Consider the following 15838-nt stretch of genomic DNA (forward strand, 5'->3'; position numbering starts at 1 on the left):
GAGAGTAGGCCAATATGATCCGCGCGACGTCCGTCAAGCCGCAACACCGCTGGAATGAGCCGGCGGCCGACACCGTGGTGCTCGATTTCGACGACCGCCACCGCCGTCGGATGGCGATGACGGGCACGCGCGGATTGGAATTCCTGCTCGATCTCGAGAACGCGATCGCGCTGCGCGGCGGCGACGCGCTGGTCCTGGAGGACGGCCGGCTGGTCGAGGTGGTCGCCGCGCCCGAGCCGCTTCTGGAGATCCGCGGCGCCGACCCGCACCATCTGATCCGCGTCGCCTGGCATCTCGGCAACCGCCATCTGCCGACGCAGATCATGAAGAAGGGCCTGCGCATCCGGCGCGATCACGTCATCGAGGCGATGGTGAAGGGGCTGGGTGCACGCGTGATCGAGATCGAGGCGCCGTTCGATCCCGAAGGCGGCGCATATGCCGGCCATGCGCATGAAGGCGACGCGGCCGCGCATCACCACACCGGCCATGACCATGCGCATGATCACGGCCACGATCATGATCATGATGATCACCACCACCATCACGGTGATCACGATCATCATCACCACGACGAGCATTGCGACCACGACCATCACCACCATCACGACCACTCCCATGCTCATGACCACAAATGAGCTGCCGCGCAGCGAGGCGTGGGGTGGGATGACGGAGAGCGAGGCCGCCTCGCTCTACCGTTTGATGACCTGGCTGTCGCCGTCGTTTCCGGTCGGGGCCTTCTCCTATTCCAGCGGCCTCGAATGGGCGGTCGAGGCCGGCGACATCAAGGATGCCGCCTCACTGCGCGGCTGGCTCGCCGCGATGCTGAGCGACGGCTCCGGCTTCTGCGATGGTGTGTTCCTCGCCCAGACCCATCGGGCGACCATGGCGCACGACCTTGGAAGGCTCCGCGAGATCGCCGAGCTGGCCGCCGCCTTCGTGCCCTCGCGCGAGCGCCAGCTCGAGACCACGACGCAGGGCCGCGCCTTCATCGACACGGCGCGCGCCGCCTGGTTCTCGCCCGGCTTCGACGAGTTCATCGCCGCCTGCGACGGCGCGATCGTCTATCCCGTCGCGGTCGGCCTGGTCAGCGCCACCCATGACATTCCGCTTGCGCCAGTGCTGCACGCGTTCTTCCATGCGGTGCTCTCGAACTGGATCTCCGCCGGCGCCCGCCTGATCCCGCTCGGCCAGACCGATAGCCAGCGCCTGCTCGCCGCTCTCGAACCCGTGGTCAGCGCGACCGCAACACGTGCGGGCGGGGCTTCGCTCGACGATCTCGGCAGCGCTACCTTCCGCGCCGATCTCGCCAGCCTGCGCCACGAGACGCAATATACGAGGCTGTTCCGGTCATGATGTCTCTCTTGTCTCCGCCCCCTCCGTCGTCCCCGCGAAGGCGGGGACCCATAACCACAAATGTTCGTGGCTATATCGGGCTGGGGCCACAGCCTTTCTCGACAATCAACTCCGGTGGTTATGGGTCCCTGCTTTCGCAGGGACGACGATAGAGGCGCTCCCATGACATCTTCTTCTCACGGCCCGCTTCGCGTCGGCGTCGGTGGTCCGGTTGGATCGGGCAAGACCGCGCTGATGGACCTGCTCTGCAAATCGATGCGCGAGCGTTATGACATCGCCGCCATCACCAACGACATCTACACCAAATGGGACGCCGAGTTCCTGGTGCGCTCGGGTTCGCTGACGCCGGACCGCATCGCCGGCGTCGAGACCGGCGGCTGTCCGCACACCGCGATCCGCGAGGACGCCTCGATGAATCTGGCGGCGGTCGCCGACATGCGCGCGAAATTTCCTGGCCTCGATCTGGTGCTGATCGAGTCCGGTGGCGACAACCTGGCCGCAACCTTTTCGCCGGAGCTTGCCGACCTCACGATCTATGTCATCGATGTCGCCGCCGGCGACAAGATCCCATCCAAGGGCGGCCCCGGCATCACCCGCTCGGACCTGCTGGTGATCAACAAGATCGACCTCGCTCCTCATGTCGGCGCGTCGCTTGAGAAGATGGAGACCGATGCGAAGCGGATGCGCGGTGAGCGTCCCTTCGTCATGACCAACCTGAAGAAGAGCGACGGGCTTGAGCGCATCATCGCCTTCATTGAGGCCAAGGGCGGCCTGAGCCCGAAAGCCTCTGCCAAAGGCAAGGCAAAGGCGGGTTGAATCGTGTGTTAATATGATATCCGATTTGTTAATATTTTTAACGCGGCGAGTTCGTAGTCCCGGGTGAAGCGACGCGCAACCCGGGACATCTGCGCCGACGTCCACGAGCGGTCCGGGTTACGCTCACTACTTTCACGCAAGCTGCAAACGGCGGGTGCGACGAAATATTCCTTGCCGCAATGGGAACAAAATCCAGCCACTCCCATTAGCCAACTCTGACGCTGCTTTCGCCAGCCGGCGCCGGCCGTCGCTCACGTTAATTGCCGCCTTCCGTTGCGTACCGATGCTCGCCACTCCATATTCCGCCGCGGTTGGCGTTCACCCCGTATCCGATCGTTGTCGCCCCCGCAGACGCCAGATGTCCGCTGTTGATCTCCGCCAACCCACAGTCTCCGAGTAACAGCGTGGTCCGGCTGGGCTTCATTATCGCCTTCATTGCGCTGATCGGGGTGCTGCTCTCCGGTCTCGCGGCCTATCGCGTGCACGAGCAGGAGCTGACGCTCGACGGCATCGCGCTGGCGCGGGCGATCGACGTCCACGCCAGCCTGGTGCAGGACCGGCTCACCGAGCGCGAATTGCTCGCCCGCGTCTCCTCGGGCCTGTTTCGCGCGCCGTCGGTGGTGAAGGCAGACATGCTGCAGCCGCTGCGCTCCTCGATCTATGCCTTCAAGACCGATTTCGTGATTGCCGCCTGGATTGCGCGGCTCAGGCCCGACGAGCTCCCGGCGGCGGAGCAGGAGCTGAAGAAGGCCGGCTTCCCCAATCCGACCATCCGCGACTTCGACGACCAGCCCCTCGACATCAAGGCGCTCGACAAGCCCGTCAACGTGATGATGGACCTGGAGCCGCGGACGCCGGAGACCATCATCCTGCCGGGCCGCAGCTTCGACCACCATTCCGTGATCGGGCCGATGCTGGCGCAGGCGATGGCGGACGGCAAGCCCGTGGCGTCGGATCCGATTCCGCTGTTGCGCCAGAATGGGCCGATCGGGGTCGCGCTCGCCGCGCCGGTGTTTCAGCAGGGCGCTTCGGAGCCCGCGGGATTCGTCACATTTTCGTATGAGCTCGGGCCGTTGATGCTGGCGAATGACGATATGTCGCTGTTCTCGGTGGTGCTGAAGGACCCGCGCGATTCCAACGACGAGCTGGTCGCCAACGACCAGGGCGTCATCACCTCGCGCGCGGTGCGGCCGGATGGGCCGGCGCCGTCGATGGTCCGGACGGTGACGTTCGGCGGCCGCGATTGGTCACTCGCTTATTACGCCAAGACCTCCGCCGCCGCGCGGGCGAACCAGACCGCAGCGATCGTGGCGGCGATCGGCCTCGCGCTGACCGGCATCGTCTGCGGCCTGTTCGGCTATGTCGCCTACAACAATCTTCGGCTCAGCCGCGAGATCGAGGTGAGGATCGGGTTCGAGCGGCGGCTGACCGCTGTGATCGACGAGCTCAACCACCGGGTCAAGAACATCCTGGCCGTGATCCAGTCGATCGTCACGCGCACATTGCGCCATGGCTCGGACATCGATGCCGCACGCGATCTCCTGATCGGCCGCATCCACGCCATGTCGAACGTGGTCACGCTGCTCAGCGAGAGCCAGTGGCAGGGCGTGAAGCTGAAGGGATTGTTCGAGGCCCGCGCGATCCCGCATGCCGAGCGCATCGCGATCTCCGGTCCCGATATCGCGGTCAGCGCGCGCGCCGCGCAGTCGCTGTCGCTGTTGTTCTTCGAGCTCGCTTCGCATTCCGACGAGGGCCTGTCCCTGGTCGGCAAGCACCCGCACATCGTCGCTAACTGGGAAGTCAACGGTAAGGATGCGGAGGCGATCTTTCATTTCCGCTGGGAGGAGTTCAACACCAGCGAAGCCACCCGCCGGCCCGATTCCGATTTCGGCCTGATCCTGCTCGACCGCGTCGCCCCCGAAGCGCTCGGCGGGACGGCGAAACGCTACTTCACCGACATCAGCTACGTCTACGAGCTCACCGCGCCGATGGAAACCGTCATCGACATGAACGAGCGCGACCGCACCGAGAAGTTTTCCGCACCGGTGAGGCCGGCGCACTGATTGCAGGCCGGTGGCGACCCTGCTTCCCTCATGGTGAGGAGGGGATAAGTAGGAGCGCGCCGTCGGATATAGATCCGTAGGTAAGTCGTGTAGGAGCGCAGCGTGCCCACCATTCACGGGCGGTGCAAGAGAAGGTGGGCGCGCGGAGCCGGTGATCGGGCGCGCGTTCGCGCGACCCGTTGGCTTTGCCCACCTTACACATTGCTCTCGCCGTCATTGCCGGGCTTGACCCGGCAATCCATCATCCCTCAGAAAAATCTCTTTTCCGAGATGGATGCGCGGGTCAAGCCCGCGCATGACGATCAAGAGTTGGCGAGCATCAGCCGCCGTTGCCGCCGATCACGGCGCGCACGGTGTCATCGGGGCCGAAATCTTCCGCGCCTTCGACATAGAGCAATGCGCTCAATTTCGATCGCGCGCGGTTGACGCGGCTCTTGATGGTGCCGACGGCGCAGCCGCAGATCGCAGCCGCGTCCTCGTAGGAGAAGCCGGACGCGCCGACCAGGATCAAAGCTTCACGCTGGTCTTGCGGCAGCTTGTCGAGTGCGGCGCGAAACTCCTCGAACTCCAGATGCGCATTCTGCGCAGGCTGGGTCTTCAGAGTCTTGGCATAGTTGCCCTCGGCGTCCTCCACCTCGCGCCGCCGCTTGCGATAGTCGGAGCGGAACAGGTTGCGCAGGATGGTGAACAGCCAGGCCGGCAGGTTCGAGCCGGGTTGGAACGAGTCGATGTTGGCGATTGCGCGCAACAAGGTCTCCTGCACCAGATCGTCGGCGCGGTCACCATTGCCGGAGAGCGAAATCGCGAACGCGCGTAGGCTTGGCACCGACGCCAAAATATCGTCGCGAAGTTGGTCGGTGAGAGGCATCAGTCCCTCCCGTCATTTTTTGCTGCTTGCTGCTCGTCAGTCTCTGCCAAATGCTTGGCGGCCTCCGCGGGATCATCGAGCTTGCGGATAAGCTCCGCAAAGCGGTCCGGCACGCCCTGTCGCACCACATCATCGTACATGGCGCGAAGCTGGTGGCCGATTCTCGATTGGATCTCAGCGTTGAGACCGCCCTGCTTCTTGGTTTCCTTCATGATCTGATCCACGTTTCCCCGAGAGGTTAAGTCCCTGTGTTCCAAGCAGTTTCCTCGAAATTCGGTCTTGGCCGCGTTTGCTGCCGGTCGTACCCTAATTCGAAGTTCGCCCGAAAGTTCCGAATGTCCGGAACTTTTTGTGGAACTTTATCGGCGCTCAAGCGTAGTCCGGGCGTAACGCTCAAGGGGAAGGCGGGTCGCCCCACCGGATGTGCCGGCCCGAGAGATATAAGGCGTTTCAGGCAATTGCCTCGAACACAAGGATGGAGTGGGAATGTCCCGATCGCAGCTCGTTGCCGAACACTTGCCATTGTTGCGGCGCTACGCCCGCGCGCTGACCGGAAACCAGGCGTCGGGCGACGCCTATGTCGCGGCCATGCTGGAGGCCCTGCTTCAGGACCCCGCGCTTCTGGATGAAACGCACGGTCCGCGCGCCGGGCTGTTCCGGCTGTTCACCCAGATCTGGAATTCGGTCTCGATCAACGACAACGCCGAGGTAGCGACGTTGGCGCTGCCGCCGGAGCGCCGGCTTTCCAACATCACGCCGCTGCCGCGGCAGGCCTTCCTCCTGCTGTCGCTGGAGGGCTTCTCGGAAGAGGAGGTGGCCTACATCCTCAACATCGACATCGGCGAGACGCGCAAGCTCACGGATGCCGCCGGCCGTGAGATGGCCGCCGAGATCGCGACCGATGTCCTGATCATCGAGGACGAGACCTTCATCGCGATGGATCTGGAAAGCCTCGTGCGAAATCTCGGCCACAATGTCATCGGCGTCGCCCGCACCCATTCGGATGCGGTGGCGCTCGCCAAGAACAAGAAGCCCGGCCTGATCCTCGCCGACATCCAGCTCGCCGACGGTTCGTCGGGGCTGGACGCGGTGAATGAGCTATTGCGCGTGTTCGAGGTGCCGGTGGTGTTCATCACCGCCTATCCCGAACGCTTCCTGACCGGCGAGCGCCCGGAGCCGGCGTTCCTGATCTCAAAGCCGTTCCAGCCCGCAATGGTCTCGGCCGTTGCGAGCCAGGCGCTGTTCTTCCAGCGCAATTCGCGCAACCGTGCGCCGCGCGCCGCCTCGGCGTGAACTGACTCTGGTTAGGTCGACTGATCCGGTGCACCACACGGTGCGCCGGATTTTTTGCACCGAGACATCCGCCTTTCATGTGACCTTTGTGCTGGGCGATGCTGTTCGCCTTGCCGGTTGCGCGTGACGAGTATTTGTTTCGAATGCAATCTCTTCAGGTTAACCCTGCTTAGGAGAGTTCGCGGCTTTCGATTCACCGACCTTTAGGCCGGTGCGCATATGGTTGCATGCGTTCAGCCACACAACCATCCAGGAGACCAGCCGTGCGTAACCTTGTTTCCCGTTTCATTAAGGACGAGTCTGGCGCGACCGCCATCGAGTACGGTCTGATTGCCGCTCTTATTGCCGTCGTGATCATCGGCACCCTTCGAGTCATCGGCACCGATCTCAATACCAAGTTGGTAGCGGTGGACGACGGCCTGAAGTAAGTCGCCGGCTCTTTCTCAGAGGGTGTGCACGTGGAAGGTCCGGCCAAAGGCAGCTTTGGTCGGCTTTCTATTAGGGAGTCATCAAATGCGTATTATGGTCTTGCTGGCGCTTGTCGTCTTTAGCGCCGGAGCCGCCCACGCTGATACAGAAATCGTTACCCGCACTCGCAGGGACAGCTTGGGATACACCACGACCACTTCGACTTCGAAGCATGGCACGTACACCATCACCACCGGCCGCAACAGCTTGGGTGAGACGGTCACCACTTCGCGTTGGCAATCGAATAGGCCCCGGAGCTTCCAGGAGCGGGCCATGGGGCACTGACCGCCGAAGGTAGGGAAGCCGGCCTGCCCCTCGAAAACTCCGACGAAAACCCCGACAAAAAAGTAGAGCGCGACCGGCATCACCACGGTCGCGCCCTACATCGCCGGTCAATGGGGCAGGGGGAATAACCGGCTGCCAGAACGACGCGGACCGCGAAAAAACGTTCCGAGATTCCGAAAATAATTTTGAACACGGTTAAGTGATCCGCAGACATACGAACGGGGGCGTTTCGTTCGAGTTGTGTTCGTGATCGCCATGGGGCGAGGGATGAATCGCCATGTCACAGATATTGAAGGGAATTTTAGGTGCGCTCGCCGTTTCTTTGACCTTCGGCGCCGTGCAATTTGCCTCCGGGCATGATCTCATCGGGGGCCAGAGCCTCATCACCTCCACCAAGGCGGAACATGACGTCAACCGTACGGCGAAGGCCGACCGGGCGACAGTTCCGGCAGCCACCGGCAAAACCGAAACCATTTCGCTGAAGCTCGACAGCCTGGCCGAGACCTCGGTCGTGATCCGCGTTCCCGTCGTCAGGGACGAGGCGCGCAGCCACCCCAAGCCGCCTGCGTTGATCAAATCCGGCGAGCGCAGGATGACGGTCGCCTGCGAGCCCGTCGTGAGCGTGCTGACCGAAGTAGCAAAGCGCCTGCAGCCCGGCCGCTGCGTCACCTAAGCTGATCGTTCTTCGTTCTCTCTCCACCCGTCATTCCGGGCTCCATGCTTCGCATCGCCCCGGAATGACGGCGGAGAAAAATTCACCAGCGATTCCAAGTTGATTTGCCTCGTCCAGCCCTCGCGCGAAAAACATTCCGCTTTCGTCGTCGGGCAAATCAGTGATTTAACTCCGCGCGTCTCACCCGAGAGAGGGGCGGCTCGCGATCGTCACGAACGTTGCGGTGAGATGCGGTGGACGTGATGCGTGCGACTGACGAGCACGCGCATCACGGACGGCGAAGTCGTGTGGTCCTGGCGCCCCGACGCTGGCGCTAAGTCCTTGCGGGATGGAAACATCCCTAAGGGCGACGGTGGCAAGAAAGCCCGGTCACCGGGGAGAGCGCGAAGGAAACCGTAACACCATCGCGCAGGGAAAGCCGGAATGCTTCGGTTGAACCTGTGGTCCTACCCCCGTGCTTTTTGTTGCACGGGACCCATGGGTGCAACCAGCACCCGGCTTTCCCTGCGCCCTCTGCGATTTGAGAGGGTGAAGAGATACGCAAACCTCGGACGCAACGCGCCGCGAGAACGCGGGCTCACATCCCCTCCGCTGTTTGAAATTTGAATCCGCTCTTTCCCCGTCGTCCCTGCGAACGCAGGGACCCATAACCACAGGAGCGTGTGGTGGCGCGAGCAAGCGGTTGCAGCGGAGCACACAACAAAGGCCTGTGGTTATGGGTCCCGGGTCAAGCCCGGGACGACAGCGTGGAGGGAGCGCACGCCGCGCCTACAACAGCTCCGGCTGCTCCGCTGCGATCGCGTCCCCGACCGCCACCGCGCCATCCGCGACCACCTCGGCATAGACGCCGCATTCGTTGTGGCCGAGGCGCTGCATCAGGGTGTGCGGGATGGTGAGGTCGCGCACGCCGGTGTCGGGATCGACATTGACCGCGGCGCAGCGGGTGATGCGCTTGACCACCTTGGCCCGTGCGCTGCCGATCGCGATCGTCTGGTCGAGCAGCTCGAATTCGTGCCAGGCCGGCCAGCCCTCGACATAGAGGTTGGCGCGGAAGCGCAGCGGATGCACGGATTGCCCGACCATCTCCTCGATCGCGCGCAGGCTGTTGAGGTTGATGATCGAGACCACCTTGCGGGCGACGTCGGAGAAGCTGTGGCCGGGACTGGTCAGGACCTTTGGCGGTCCCTTGATCTGGCCGGCATGGCGGAGTGCGAAATACTGCTCGATCGCGGCGCGCCCGGCGGCCGTTTCGAGGTCGCCCTGAGCCACTATCTCGCCGTTCCGGCGCAGGGTCAGAACATGGCTGCCGTCGTCGAATTCGGCACGGAGCGGCACCAGCCACTCGTCCCGCTGCAGCATCAGGAAATGCGGCTTCGGCAGCCATTTGGGCTGCTCGGGATCGAAGCCGCTCGGTCCGTTCTCGATGGCGTAGCGGCGATCGGACGAGAGCGTCTGGCCAGCCTTGAGCTCGGCCCGCGGCAGCGCCTCGGGCGTCAGGCCTTTGACGGGATAACGGTAGATGCCGGCGATCTCTGGAGATGAAGCGGAGGACATCAGGCCTTTTAGGAGATTTTCATCGATCGGGCCATACAACCTTACGAAATCATTGCAGAAAGCTCTTCCGTTTCGGAACCCAAATGCCCACATTCGCGTCAAGCCTGAAATGAGGGCGACGACCACCGGCGGGTTGACCGACGTCAACACCGCCGGGCGGAAACCCAATGAAGATGCCATCACGGTGCCTACGGGGCTGGGAAGGCAGGCCGAGGGAAAGCAAACGATGAATATTGAGAAATACACCGAGCGCGCGCGCGGCTTCATCCAGTCGGCGCAGTCGCTTGCGGTGCGCGAGGGACACCAGCAGTTCTCGCCGCTGCATCTGTTAAAAGTGCTGCTGGACGACAGCGAAGGTCTTGCCGGCGGTCTGATCGATCGCGCCGGCGGCAATTCCCGCGCCATCCTCAAGGCAACCGAGGATGCGCTTAACAAGCTGCCGAAAGTGTCGGGCAGCGGCGCGGGGCAGGTCTACCTTTCACCCGAACTGGCGCGGGCATTCGATGCGGCCGAAAAGGCGGCGGAGAAGGCCGGCGACAGTTTCGTCACCGTCGAGCGTCTCCTGCTCGGGCTTGCGCTCGAGAAGAACAGCGAGGCCGGCTCGATCCTGAGCAAGGGCGGCGTCACCCCGCAGAACCTGAATGCGGCGATCGAGTCGCTGCGCAAGGGCCGTACGGCCGATAGCGCCACCGCCGAGAACGCCTATGACGCGCTGAAGAAATATGCCCGCGACCTGACCCAGGCCGCGCGCGACGGCAAGCTCGATCCGGTGATCGGCCGTGACGAGGAGATCCGTCGCACCATCCAGGTGCTGTCCCGCCGCACCAAGAACAACCCCGTCCTGATCGGCGAGCCCGGCGTCGGCAAGACCGCGATCGTCGAGGGTCTGGCGCTGCGCATCGTCAACGGCGACGTGCCGGAGAGCCTGAAGGACAAGCGGCTCTTGTCGCTCGACCTCGGCGCGCTGATCGCGGGTGCAAAGTACCGCGGCGAGTTCGAGGAGCGGCTGAAGGCCGTGCTGCAGGAGGTCACCTCGGCCGAGGGAACCTTCATCCTGTTCATCGACGAGATGCACACGCTGATCGGCGCCGGCAAGGCAGACGGCGCGATGGACGCGTCCAACCTGTTGAAGCCGGCGCTGGCCCGCGGCGAGCTGCACTGCATCGGCGCGACCACGCTCGATGAGTACCAGAAGCATGTCGAGAAGGATGCCGCGCTCGCCCGCCGCTTCCAGCCGATCTTCGTCAGCGAGCCGACGGTCGAGGACACCATCTCGATCCTGCGCGGGTTGAAGGACAAGTACGAGCAGCACCACGGCGTGCGGATCGCCGATTCCGCGCTGGTGGCGGCCGCAACCCTGTCCAACCGCTATATCACCGACCGCTTCCTGCCCGACAAGGCCATCGACCTGATGGACGAGGCGGCGGCGCGGCTGAAGATGCAGGTCGATTCCAAACCGGAAGAGCTGGATACGCTGGACCGCGAGATCATCCGCCTCAAGATCGAGCAGGAGGCGCTGAAGAAGGAAACCGATCTCGGCTCGAAGAGCCGGCTGCAGGCGCTGGAGAAGGAACTCGCCGATCTCGAGGAGAAATCGAAGGCGCTGACGGCGCGCTGGAGCGCGGAGAAGAACAAGCTCTCCAACGCCCAGAAGCTGAAGGCCGAACTCGACGCGCTGCGCGTCGAATTGGCCAACGCCCAGCGCCGCGGTGAATTCCAGCGTGCAGGCGAGCTTGCCTATGGCAAGATCCCGGCGCTGGAGAAGCAGCTCGCCGATATCGAGGCCAGCGAGAACCAGGGCGCGACGATGGAGGAGGCAGTCACCGCCAACCACATCGCGCAGGTGGTCTCCCGCTGGACCGGCGTGCCGGTCGACCGGATGCTGGAAGGCGAGAAAGAGAAGCTCCTGAAGATGGAGGATGCGCTCGGCAAGCGCGTCGTCGGTCAGGCCGAGGCGGTGCGTGCGGTCGCGACCGCCGTGCGCCGTTCGCGCGCCGGCCTGCAGGACCCGAACCGGCCGATGGGCTCGTTCATGTTCCTGGGGCCCACCGGCGTCGGCAAGACCGAGCTGACCAAGGCGCTGGCTGAGTACCTGTTCAACGACGAGACCGCGATGGTCCGCCTCGATATGTCCGAATACATGGAGAAGCACTCGGTCTCGCGATTGATCGGTGCGCCTCCGGGCTATGTCGGCTATGACGAGGGCGGCGCGCTCACCGAAGCGGTGCGGCGGCGGCCCTACCAGGTGGTGCTGTTCGACGAGATCGAGAAGGCGCATCCTGACGTCTTCAACGTGCTGTTGCAGGTGCTCGACGACGGCCGCCTCACCGACGGTCAGGGCCGCACGGTCGACTTCCGCAATACGCTGATCATCATGACCTCGAACCTCGGTTCGGAATTTCTGGTGAACCAGCCGGAAGGCGAGGACACAGGCGCTGTGCGCGAGCAGGTGATGGCGACGGTGCGGGCGCATTTCCGCCCCGAATTCCTCAACCGCGTCGATGAGATCATCCTGTTCCATCGGCTGCAGAAGAGCGAGATGGGTCGGATCGTCGAGATCCAGTTCGCGCGGCTGCAGAAGCTCCTGGAGGATCGCAAGATCACGCTGACGCTGGACGCGGCGGCGCGCGACTGGCTGGCCGCCAAGGGCTGGGATCCGGCCTACGGCGCCCGCCCGCTGAAGCGGGTGATCCAGCGCAACCTGCAGGATCCGCTGGCCGAGATGATCCTGGCTGGCGACGTCAAGGACGGCGACCAGGTCAAGATCTCGACCGAGGGCAACGTGCTGACCTTCAACGGCAAGGCGCAGCAGACCGCAGAGGTCGCTCAGTTCGATGCGCCGGTAGCGAAGCGCAAGCTGAACTAAATCATGAAACGATCGAAGCCCTCTCCGCGGCCCGGCGGAGAGGGCTTCGAGTTTGGGGCAGGCTATTCCTGCGTCACTGCCGGGCCGACATCGTCCTCGTCGCTCGGCTCGAGTTCGGAAAGGATGTCCACGAGCTCGCGGGCGCGGCCGGTCGCAAGCGGTTTGCCGGCGTTCATCAGCGGCTCGTCATTGGCGAGCCAAGCCTGCGCCTCCACCAACTCGTCGACGGTGGCGCCCGTCGCGATGATCTTGGCGATGGTGACATCGTCGATCTGGCCGACCGCCTTGACGACGTCATCGCGTGTGATGTGCCTCATGTCCGGTACCCTCTACGCGAAACAAGGCCTCCCCCCGCCGTCATGGCGGGCAGGGACCAGAGTAAAACAGCCCTCGATCAGCGGCCTGTGGTCAGCCGTGGCGGGTGCTGCGACATCATCCAGAGCTCGATTGCAGCCAGGATCGCCACCGCCGCGCCGATCACCACATGGACCGTCATCGCGGTGGTGCCGTGGAAGCCCAATACCCAGGGCGACACCAGGGCCCACAATCCGACGATCAGGTTCAGCCACTCCTCCCACACCGCGAACGCCGCCAGCGCCGCGATTGCAAGGACCGCGATGACGATGCCGGTGATGTAGGCGTTGGTGGAGACGGTTCCGGCGGTGAAGCCGAACAGCCAGGGCGACAGCAACAGGATCGCGCCGAGGATCAGGTTTGCGACGTCGCACAATTTCGCGTTCGTCCAATTCTCCATGACACCCTCCGTTGGAGGTTTCGTGCATCCCTGAAACCGAGCTGATGCCCTCCTGGTTCCACGGCCGCCGTGGCAAATTTCCTTGATTTGACGGGGAGATCAGCGGTTGCTGACGGGGCGCGAACCGGTCGAGCCGGTGGCGTCGGAGACGATGCGGGAGCTGCCGCGGCTGCTCATCTGGGCATCGATCCGGTCGCGCTCCTTCTCGAAACCTGCCAGCATCGAGCCCTCGAGCGAGCGCCCGCGCGGCAGCTTCACGCGCATCGGGTCGACGAAACGGCCGTTGACCAGGATCTCGTAATGGACGTGGGCGCCGGTCGACATGCCGGTCGACCCGATAAAGCCGATTACCTGGCCCTGGCGGACGCGCTTGCCGGCTTCCATGCCCTTGGCGAAGGCGGACATGTGGCCGTAGGCGGTCTCATAGCCATTGTTGTGCTTGACGCGGACATACTTGCCGTAGCCGCCCTCCCAGCCGACCTTTTCGACCACGCCGTTGCCCGACGCGAAGATCGGGGTGCCGTAGGGGGCCGCCCAGTCGACGCCGGTGTGCATCTTGACGTAGCCGAGGATCGGATGGCGGCGGCCGCCGAAGCCGGAGCGCATGATCGCGTTGTTGACGGGCTTGCGCACCAGGAACTTCTTCGCGCTCTTGCCGGTCTCATCGTAGTAGTCGACCACCGAATCGTCCGGCGTCTGGAACCGGTAGTATTTCTTGGTCTCGCCGCCGACCGTGAGCGCGGCGTACAGCACCTCGGTCTTTTCGCTGCTCGTTACGCCTTCGTCCTCGCCGGCGTAGAAGACGTCGAAGCTATCGCCGGGCTGCACCTTGCGCTGGAAGTCGACGTCATAGGAATAGATGCGGACCATGTCCTCGATGACGTTCTGCGGCACCTTGTTGCGCAGCGCGGTCTCGTAGATGCTCTGATAGAGCCGTACGCCGCTGCCATCATCCTCGTCGTCATCGTCGCTGTTGTCGGCGGTGTCGGACACGGTGTTCAAGCTCTGCACGTCGACGGCGACATATTTGCCGATGTCCGAGAGTGCTGCGACCGCTTCGACCTGGGTGTCGTTGGCGACGATCACGCGATAGGGCTGCAGCCGTGCTCCCGGGGCCGGATTTGCCGGCGCCATCAGGATGCGCAGCTTCTGGCCTTCCTTCAGGCCGCCATCGCGGCCGCGGGCGCCGAGCATGGCCGCGATCGCCTTGGCCTCGTCGGCTGTCGCGCCCATGTCGCGCAGCACCGAAGTGACGGTGTCGCCCTTCTTGACGATATGCACCCGCTCCCCGGTCGGGTTGCCGCCGGTGACCTGCTCCTTGGTCTTCGGCAGCAGCGTGACGTTTTCCGGCACCACGCGGGTTTCAAAGCCGGCATAGGGATCGGAAACGTTGCCCTCTGTGGCATAGGCGAGCTTGAGGTCGGGCTGCGCGCCGCCGACATCGGCGGTGGCATTGGCCAGCGTATAGCGGACGCCGCCGTTATTGCCGCGCCAGTTGGCCGCGTCACGCACCCGCATCAGGATCTCGTCGAGCGCCACCACCGCGGCGATCTTCGCCTTCGGTAGCACCTGCCCCAGATCCTTGGTGACGAATGAGACCTCGGCGTCGGGCTCGACAGCCTCGGGGTTGTTCGGATCGTCCGCCGCCGCGGTCTGATTGGTGCCGACGTCGGTCAGCATGCGCTGGGCGTTGAACGGCGGGATCTTGGCCGAAAGATCGCTTGTCGTCATCGACAGGTTGCCGGAGATGCGAACATACGGCCGCACCCGCATCACGTCGCGGTTGCCGACGCGGGTCACCGTCGATACCCGCACCACGTTGCGCGAGGCGCTTGATTCCGACGGCGGCGGCAGGCGGTCGCTCTTGTGCAGGGTGGCGGCACGGTCATTGGCGCTGATGGCACCGCGCAGCGCGCCCTCGACCCGCTCGGGGAGCTTGGCAAAGGTCATCTCGCCGTCGAGGGACGCAAAAACGGCGCCGCCGATCAAGGCCGCGCCGCACAGGCCGGTCAGGATCGTGCCGCTGAACCACTGTACGGAAACACGGCGGCGGTCGATCACCGCAGCCTCCGAGCCGTCAACCGACAGCGGCGGCTCGTGACCGAGATCGATCATCCCGGTCTCGCGTCCAAAGCCGCTCCCGCGTGACGCCCGTTGGCTCAAACCCGTGTCCCCCCAAGTTCCATCAGCATACGACGAGACTTCCGCACTCCCTTGCGCCCGCATTCGCCCTAGCGGGGCAATCCGGCAGTACGGCGCGTCACATACAGCAACATTCGTGAATTATCGAAGGCCGATGGCCAACCACAATCTCGAATGCCAACGATGTGTAAATCTCTCGATGTTGCTCGGCCGCGTGGAACTGGCGACGGATTCATCGAAATCGTCAGTCCCTTGGTAGAGAAACCACCGGCAGCCCCCACTGGCATCCGGCGATTCATTTTGCATAACTAATCGTCAGAACGTCGCAGGATTGTGGCTCAAGTACGGCGTAAAGTCCCGAAAAATCGAGCAATTCTGCGCATCGGAAGAATCTGCACCTGATGCGACGATTTGTTGACAATGGTCGTTGACAAGCCGGATTGGGCCGGCCTATAAGGCGGCCACTGAGCGCGGCGCTGCATTGGCCCGGTGGCCAAGGCAAGCTTTCGCGCCCTTGATGCTCCTCACCTTGATGAGTGACTCAACAGCCGATGTAAATCGGTTGGGGATTCGCCGTCGGGTGAAGAGAGTCGGAACCCTCCTAAGGGTGTGAGGTCTTCGGATCTCGGGCTGTTTGACAAGTAAAGATGAAGAAAGAGAAACGTGGACGGCGGAGTCCTTGCGGGTCTCGATTTTGAAAACC

General features: G+C 63.7%; 15 protein-coding genes. 8 read left to right on the plus strand and 7 right to left on the minus strand.

Going from position 1 to position 15838, the window contains the following annotated elements; translation table 11 throughout:
- Positions 1-14: 14 nt before the first annotated feature.
- The 4 genes from ACZXDY_RS17690 to ACZXDY_RS17705 all read left to right on the plus strand — a co-directional run bounded on the left by ACZXDY_RS17690 (position 15) and on the right by ACZXDY_RS17705 (position 4232).
- A complete protein-coding gene (locus ACZXDY_RS17690; RefSeq protein WP_028165123.1) occupies positions 15-635 on the plus strand; it encodes an urease accessory protein UreE in 621 nt (206 codons plus the stop codon).
- Positions 622-1353, plus strand: a complete 732-nt coding sequence (locus tag ACZXDY_RS17695) for an urease accessory protein UreF (RefSeq protein ID WP_464346380.1) — start codon at positions 622-624, stop codon at positions 1351-1353. Before ACZXDY_RS17690 ends, ACZXDY_RS17695 begins: the two co-directional genes overlap by 14 nt.
- 162 nt (positions 1354-1515) lie before the next feature.
- Entirely contained in the window at positions 1516-2169 is a 654-nt protein-coding gene (gene ureG / locus ACZXDY_RS17700) for an urease accessory protein UreG (RefSeq protein ID WP_464346373.1), read from the plus strand.
- Between the two features lie 404 nt (positions 2170-2573).
- Positions 2574-4232, plus strand: a complete 1659-nt coding sequence (locus ACZXDY_RS17705) for a CHASE domain-containing protein (RefSeq protein WP_464346374.1) — start codon at positions 2574-2576, stop codon at positions 4230-4232.
- 319 nt (positions 4233-4551) lie between these two features.
- On the opposite strand, the gene ACZXDY_RS17710 is transcribed toward ACZXDY_RS17705, so the two are convergent.
- On the minus strand, positions 4552-5100 hold the full coding sequence (locus ACZXDY_RS17710; protein WP_027579243.1) for a sigma-70 family RNA polymerase sigma factor: 549 nt from the start codon (positions 5098-5100) through the stop codon (positions 4552-4554).
- Entirely contained in the window at positions 5100-5312 is a 213-nt protein-coding gene (locus tag ACZXDY_RS17715; protein WP_028165127.1) for a NepR family anti-sigma factor, read from the minus strand. Before ACZXDY_RS17715 ends, ACZXDY_RS17710 begins: the two co-directional genes overlap by 1 nt.
- 274 nt (positions 5313-5586) lie before the next feature.
- Here ACZXDY_RS17715 and ACZXDY_RS17720 point away from each other — a divergent pair, with 274 nt between their 5' ends.
- Both ACZXDY_RS17720 and ACZXDY_RS17725 read left to right on the plus strand, forming a co-directional pair.
- Positions 5587-6393 carry a response regulator gene (locus ACZXDY_RS17720; protein WP_028165128.1) on the plus strand — a complete coding sequence of 269 codons (807 nt, stop codon included), beginning with the start codon at positions 5587-5589 and terminating at the stop codon, positions 6391-6393.
- Positions 6394-6656: 263 nt separating this feature from the next.
- Complete coding sequence (locus ACZXDY_RS17725; protein ID WP_130228560.1) at positions 6657-6821, plus strand: Flp family type IVb pilin; 165 nt, start codon at positions 6657-6659, stop codon at positions 6819-6821.
- A gap of 81 nt (positions 6822-6902) precedes the next feature.
- On the opposite strand, the gene ACZXDY_RS17730 is transcribed toward ACZXDY_RS17725, so the two are convergent.
- The gene (locus tag ACZXDY_RS17730) at positions 6903-7226 is read right to left on the minus strand and encodes a hypothetical protein (protein WP_028165129.1); all 324 of its coding nucleotides are present in this window, start codon (positions 7224-7226) and stop codon (positions 6903-6905) included.
- Between the two features lie 197 nt (positions 7227-7423).
- Between ACZXDY_RS17730 and ACZXDY_RS17735 the strand changes: the two genes are divergently transcribed.
- A complete protein-coding gene (locus tag ACZXDY_RS17735) occupies positions 7424-7819 on the plus strand; it encodes a hypothetical protein (protein WP_130228558.1) in 396 nt (131 codons plus the stop codon).
- A gap of 768 nt (positions 7820-8587) precedes the next feature.
- Here the strand turns inward: ACZXDY_RS17735 and ACZXDY_RS17740 are convergent.
- Positions 8588-9373 carry an MOSC domain-containing protein gene (locus ACZXDY_RS17740; RefSeq protein WP_464346375.1) on the minus strand — a complete coding sequence of 262 codons (786 nt, stop codon included), beginning with the start codon at positions 9371-9373 and terminating at the stop codon, positions 8588-8590.
- Between the two features lie 226 nt (positions 9374-9599).
- Between ACZXDY_RS17740 and clpB the strand changes: the two genes are divergently transcribed.
- On the plus strand, positions 9600-12239 hold the full coding sequence (gene clpB, locus ACZXDY_RS17745) for an ATP-dependent chaperone ClpB (protein WP_464346376.1): 2640 nt from the start codon (positions 9600-9602) through the stop codon (positions 12237-12239).
- A gap of 62 nt (positions 12240-12301) precedes the next feature.
- On the opposite strand, the gene ACZXDY_RS17750 is transcribed toward clpB, so the two are convergent.
- The 3 genes from ACZXDY_RS17750 to ACZXDY_RS17760 form a co-directional block, all read right to left on the minus strand.
- Entirely contained in the window at positions 12302-12556 is a 255-nt protein-coding gene (locus ACZXDY_RS17750) for a hypothetical protein (protein WP_464346377.1), read from the minus strand.
- Positions 12557-12633: 77 nt separating this feature from the next.
- Positions 12634-12993, minus strand: a complete 360-nt coding sequence (locus ACZXDY_RS17755; protein ID WP_028169119.1) for an SPW repeat protein — start codon at positions 12991-12993, stop codon at positions 12634-12636.
- A gap of 99 nt (positions 12994-13092) precedes the next feature.
- The gene (locus tag ACZXDY_RS17760) at positions 13093-15156 is read right to left on the minus strand and encodes a peptidoglycan DD-metalloendopeptidase family protein (RefSeq protein WP_464346378.1); all 2064 of its coding nucleotides are present in this window, start codon (positions 15154-15156) and stop codon (positions 13093-13095) included.
- Between the last annotated feature and the right edge of the window lie 682 nt (positions 15157-15838).

The organism is Bradyrhizobium sp. LeoB3 (assembly GCF_055456055.1).